We start from the raw sequence: 5,545 nt of genomic DNA on the forward strand, positions 1-5,545 counted from the left end.
AGGGACCGGCCCAGGTCTTTGCGCCGAACCCACCAAAGCCAACACCGGGCTCTGAATCTTGGAATCCGGTCAGCTTTGAAACCACAGGAGACAAGCGCATGCAGATACCAAAACCATGAACCGATACCCGAGTTTTCTTTTCTTCTTCCTTTTCGTTTTTAACGTCCCACCAAGGGACAGGAGCACTCACCATGAACACCATTACCCATCAAGAAGTCCAAGCCCTGCAAGCAGCAACCCCGGCGCAAAGCATGCTGCTGGTGCCGCTGTCGCAGCTTCGCCCGTCCAAGCGCAATGTGCGCAAGACTTTGGGCGCGTCCATCAATGCCCTCGCATCGAGTATCCAGCGCGTGGGATTGCTGCAAAACCTGACCGTGATTCTTGCCAGCAATCGCGAACATTACGAAGTGGTGGCCGGTGGCCGTCGCCTTGCTGCCTTGAAGTTGCTGGCGAAGAAACACCGCATTGCCAAAGATTTTGAGGTGCCTTGCCTGCTGGTGGCCGATGCGTCGGCGCGTACCGCCAGCCTGACCGAGAACGTACAACGCGAAACCATGCACGCCGCCGACCAGTTCGAGGCTTTCGCCGCCCTGATCGCGGAAGGCCGACCCATCGAAGACATTGCCGCAGACTTTGGTGTGACCCCGCTGGTGGTGCAGCGCCGTTTGAAGCTGGCGAACGTCTCGCCGCGCCTGATGGCCGACTACCGCGCTGATGAAGTCAATCTCGACCAGTTGATGGCATTGGCAATCACCGATGACCACGCCGCGCAGGAAGCCGCGTTCTACGATGCGCCGAACTGGCAGCGCAACCCGACCGCTTTGCGGGAGCGACTGACCGAGCGGGAGATTGACGCCCACCGGCACCCGCTGGTGCGCTTTGTCGGGCTGGATACCTACGAGGCCGCAGGCGGTGGTGTCCGCCGCGACCTGTTTGCCGATGCCGACCAAGGCATTTACCTGACCGATACCGGGCTGCTCGACCGGCTGGCACAGGACAAGCTGGCCGGTATGGCTGACACGGTACGCGCCGAGGGTTGGGCATGGGTGGAGGCTGTTCCGGCTACCACCTATGCCGACCTGCAAACCTTCCAGCGTGCGCCGAAGGAGCCGCGCAAGGCCAATGCCCGCGAAGCTAAGCGTATCGCCAAGCTGCAAGCGAAACTGCAGGAAATCGGGCAAGCCCTGGACACTGCGCTGGAGGCCGAGGACGAAGAGAAAGCCGAAGCCCTCGACGAGGAAGGCCGCAGCGTGGGCGACCAACTGGAAGCAATGGAGGCCGAGTTACTGGCCTACAGCCCGAGCATTCGCGCCGCCGCTGGTGTTGTCGTCACACTCGACCGCCAAGGCGAACCCGTCATCCACCGTGGTTTGCTGCGCGAGGCCGAAGCCAAGGCGCTGCGCACACTGGCGAGGGTGCAAGGTGGCATCGACCCCGAAGATACCGACGGCGACGGCGATGACATCCCGAAACCGAAGAAGACCGCAATCTCCGAGAAGCTGGCGCGGCGCATGAGCGCCCACCGCACGGCAGCACTGCAAATCGAACTGGCCCGTAATCCGCAGGTATCACTGGCCGCGCTGGTGCATGGCATGGTGCAGCGAGTTTTACAGAACGGCTATGCGGTGGAATTGCCCATCCGTATCAGCGTTCGCCCGCAGGACGGGTTGGAAGGCTACGCGCCGGATTGGCCGCAGTCGCCTGCCGCTGTCGCATTGAAAGAGTTGCAACAGCCTTGGGGCGAGAAGTTGCCAGAGGATGACGGCGATTTGTTCGCGATGCTGGTGGCGATGCCGCAGGATGAACTGGTGCTGCTGCTGGCGGTGTGCGTGGCCTCGACTGTGGACGTGGTTTCGTCGCGGGAACACGATGCACCGGGCACGATGCTGGCGCAGGCTGTCGGGCTGGATATGGCTGCATGGTGGACACCGACCGCCGAGGGGTATTTCTCGCATGTGTCCAAGGCCATGATTCTGGAAGCTGTGGGGCAATTTGCCCCCGGACAGGTCAGCCGACTGGCGAAGCTCAAAAAGGCCGATATTGCCAGCGAAGCCGAACGGCTGGCCGTGGGTACGGGGTGGATGCCTGCCATGTTCAAGAGCGATGACGGCACGGCGGACGCGCAAGGCAATGCGCAGGCTGACGTACCAACCGAGACGCTGGAAGAAGCCCCGGAGGATGCCGCCACCGAGGTGGAAGAAGTGGCCGAGGTGCTGGCCGCTTGAGGTAATAGCGTGAGCGGGCTCCGGCGCTGAACTGCGCCGGGGTCTTTTTTTGAAAAAAATCGGGCGCGGCATGTTTGCCGCGCCCGGTCTAACAGCCGAAATGCCACCCCAAAACCCCAAAGCGTCCCGCCGGGTGGCGGGGCGCTAAACCAACATGCACTCAGGCCCATGCCGGGCCTGCGCGTGCGATGCACTTGCCCAGGTAGAGATCCCACCAGTGTGGGCTGGCGCCGGGGCACTCCGCAACTCGCTGCGCTGGGTTGTGCAAATGTGTGCCATCCACGACGCTGACGGTTGGCCGTCAACACCATCACGAAGGGCGGTTCACCGACACGCGGCACAGCTCTATGATGAAATTCCCACGTCACGCCTCAACCCGTTTGCTGTCAAGTGAAGAGGAAGTTCTCGCCAGTCGTTTCAGGCCAGACCTTGTCAGCATCAGGGTGCATGCCGGAGCAGCCTTCTTGCGGAGACTCCGAGTTGGCCATCGCTCCATTCGGGCCGGTTCGCCCCCTGCGTCCTTGGCTTGTCGTGAATCCTGGTGGCGGCTCGGCTGCGCCTCGGGCTTCATGGCCGCAACCATCCAGCCCAAACAATTTCCCCGCTGCGGTGCAGCTTCCTCGCGCAACAAATTCTTTGGGCCTTCTGGTCCTTCACGTGCGTTGCGGCCGCTGCGCGGTGCAGCCAGCCCGGCCCCCACCGGGCGGATCACCGACAAGGACGCGATGGGCGCGATCTTGCAACCCCGAAAGGAAACTTCATCATGGCAAACATCGGCACTTTCACCGCAGACAAAGACGGATTCACCGGCACGCTGCGCACCCTGACGCTCAACATCAAGGTCAAATTGATCCTGAACGACAAGAGCAGCGAGAATGCTCCCGACTACCGCATCCAGGCCGCGAGCGGGCTGGAAGTCGGCGCAGCGTGGAAGAAAATCAGCCAGGCTGAGCGGCCCTACGTGTCGACGAGCCTGGACGATCCATCGTTTCCGGCCACCATTTACGCCCGTCTGATCGAGGGTGAGGACGGTACGCACAACCTGATCTGGTCGCGCAGCAAGGGCGACTGAGCGTCGCCCCCGGCGCCCCGCCGCTGCGGCGGGGCGTTCCCTAACGGCAGGGGTTACGACTCGGAAGCCGCAAGCCGGCTTTCCGTCTCCGCCATCAAGTCGGACGCACTGCACCCGAGCGCCCGTGCGATTTTCAGGATGATCGCCAGCGTGGGCATGTGCTCGCCACGCTCGATCTTGCCCATGTGCGAGCGCTCAATGTCGGCCAAGTGGGCCAGCGACTCCTGGGCGACGCCTTGCTCCGTTCTCAGCGCGCGCACCGCCGCGCCGAAGGCCTGCGCCGGTTCGGCCTCAAAGGTGGTGGCACCGGCCGGTCGGCCGCGCTGAATTGATCGCTTCTGCATACACAGAAGCGTTGATTAAAGGCATAATTAAAACCACGTTATCTTTAACTCATTTCTCGCTATTGACCTACTATGCAGGGTGGCGTTCTCTCATTCGTCTTTGTTCTTTGCCGCTTCCGCGTAAAGCCTGATTCGTGTTTCTGTGCATCCGTGGATTCGTTGACTTCCATCTGTACGCTTTTGCGATCTTCCGTAAATCCGCAATGGCACATTCGAGGTTTTCTGTGCATCCAGCAATGCGGTTTCGTGCATTGGCGTATTGGCACATCCGTGTATCGTCGACTTTGTGGACATCCAGGTCGCTCCCAGGTTCACCCCACAGCGGACAAGTACGCGAGCCTGGCGCACGCCGCTTGCCGTCAACCCCGGCCCGCACCGGACCGTGTTGGGGTATGACGGCGGCGCTGGGCGCGTGCCCCTTGTCGCCTCGCTCCGCCGTGGAGCGAAACTATCAAAGGAAGCGACCATGACCCACGCTCTCATCACTGGCGAACAACGCACCCAACTGCTAACCAATGGCCGGATTACCGCCGAAGGCGGCAACCATGACCCACTACCCGTGGTGCGGCTATTCACCCCGGACGCACACGCGACCTGGCTGCTGACCGAACTCGACCCCGAGGACGGCGATACCGCTTACGGCCTGTGCGATGTCGGCATCGGCATGCCCGAGCTGGGCAATGTGCGGATTTCCGATCTGGCATCCATCGTCGGGCCGCTGAAGCTGCGCATCGAGCGTGATCTGTATTTCGTTGCGGAGCGCACGCTGTCCGACTATGCGCGACTGGCCCGCATCAACGGTTCGATCATTGACTGATCGAACCCGATGGCCCGCTCTGGCGGACCATACAGGTACAGCCCGCTCCAGCGTATTGCGTCTATTTTGGTCTTGGTTCAGACCCTGTGAACATCAATCCGCACTCTGCACCACAGCGGCGCGAACGAGACGCAAACAGTCGTAATGCCCAGCGGACTTTGCCGCACCGTATTCGATGCTGTGCACCAATTCCGGTTGCGCAGTCGTCGCATTCGGACACCTTTTGCAACACTTCGGAGCCAGTCGGTCTTGACACGGCCAGATGATTGAACCACGACATGATGCCTGGGTGATAACAGCGTAGCCCCTCAAATCCGAGGTCCGTGGTGACGTTTCCTGCTGTTCGACAGGAGGTTGCACCATGGCACAGTCACTTCTCGATCGTGGCCCCGATCATTGGCATCCAATCGCCGCGTACCTTTACGTCCTGCACCTGGACGGCCCGTCATTGGCCTGGGAATATCTGCGCCGCAATGCAGACTACCGGCGCGACTGGCTGCGCAGTCGTCGTCAATCCGAGTTGGTACCGGACTGGGGCCTCCGGCTGCTGGAAGACCCCGGTGTGGATGCGCGGGACGCACACCCCACCTGGTTCCCCGACCACGATACCGTGCTGCAGCTCTACCCCGATGCCGATCCGCCGCCAGGTGCCGACCTCTTCGAGTTCTGGCGCATCCCTGGGCACAAACAACTGATCCACGATGGCCACCGCCTGATGCTGGTTGTCCGGTTGCCTGGCTGTTGCGTCCGGCTGGCTTTCACCCCCACTCTGGAAGATGGCATGGCCTACGTCTATGGTATCCGAGCCTGCCAGAAACCGTGCCAACGCCATCGCGCGCTGGCAGGCGAACTGAACAACCTGCAGACAGCCAGCGATGCCACGCTGACGGCGGTGGCCAAACCGCGTCCATCCCCGTCTTCGCTGCAGGAACTGCACACGCTGCAGGCACTCGACGGCACCCTCGCGGGTGCATCCCTGCGCACGATAGCCGAAGTGCTGTTCGGCGCCGATGCAGTGACCGACGGCTGGCACGCTGACGGCGACCTGCGCGCCCGTGTCCGGCGCCTGGTGCAGAGAGGGAAGAAG

Annotated in this window: 6 protein-coding genes; 4 read left to right on the top strand and 2 right to left on the bottom strand. The window is 62.0% G+C overall.

Annotated elements, in window-relative coordinates:
• Positions 1-193, bottom strand: a 193-nt coding sequence (locus tag GZ093_RS19850) for a hypothetical protein (protein WP_296489385.1), incomplete at its 3' end; no start/stop codon positions are given.
• Here GZ093_RS19850 and GZ093_RS19855 point away from each other — a divergent pair.
• On the top strand, positions 192-2,225 hold the full coding sequence (locus GZ093_RS19855; RefSeq protein WP_296489386.1) for a ParB/RepB/Spo0J family partition protein: 2,034 nt from the start codon (positions 192-194) through the stop codon (positions 2,223-2,225). The genes GZ093_RS19850 and GZ093_RS19855 overlap by 2 nt on opposite strands.
• Positions 2,226-2,988: 763 nt before the next feature.
• Complete coding sequence (locus tag GZ093_RS19860; RefSeq protein WP_296489388.1) at positions 2,989-3,297, top strand: DUF736 domain-containing protein; 309 nt, start codon at positions 2,989-2,991, stop codon at positions 3,295-3,297.
• Between the two features lie 53 nt (positions 3,298-3,350).
• On the opposite strand, the gene GZ093_RS19865 is transcribed toward GZ093_RS19860, so the two are convergent.
• A complete protein-coding gene (locus GZ093_RS19865; protein WP_296489389.1) occupies positions 3,351-3,641 on the bottom strand; it encodes a helix-turn-helix transcriptional regulator in 291 nt (96 codons plus the stop codon).
• 466 nt (positions 3,642-4,107) lie between these two features.
• Between GZ093_RS19865 and GZ093_RS19870 the strand changes: the two genes are divergently transcribed.
• Positions 4,108-4,458, top strand: a complete 351-nt coding sequence (locus tag GZ093_RS19870) for a DUF2958 domain-containing protein (protein WP_296489391.1) — start codon at positions 4,108-4,110, stop codon at positions 4,456-4,458.
• 361 nt (positions 4,459-4,819) lie between these two features.
• On the top strand, positions 4,820-5,545 hold a 726-nt coding region (locus GZ093_RS19875), incomplete at its 3' end, for a DUF2285 domain-containing protein (protein WP_296489392.1).

The sequence above is a fragment of the Rhodoferax sp. genome, from assembly GCF_010365055.1.
In the GTDB taxonomy this organism is placed as follows: domain Bacteria; phylum Pseudomonadota; class Gammaproteobacteria; order Burkholderiales; family Burkholderiaceae_C; genus Rhodoferax.

Coding starts and splice junctions, on each gene's coding strand:
- GZ093_RS19855 (WP_296489386.1), top strand. CDS start 192: ATGAACACCATTACCCATCAAGAAGTCCAAGCCCTGCAAGCAGCAACC.
- GZ093_RS19860 (WP_296489388.1), top strand. CDS start 2,989: ATGGCAAACATCGGCACTTTCACCGCAGACAAAGACGGATTCACCGGC.
- GZ093_RS19865 (WP_296489389.1), bottom strand. CDS start 3,641: ATGCAGAAGCGATCAATTCAGCGCGGCCGACCGGCCGGTGCCACCACC.
- GZ093_RS19870 (WP_296489391.1), top strand. CDS start 4,108: ATGACCCACGCTCTCATCACTGGCGAACAACGCACCCAACTGCTAACC.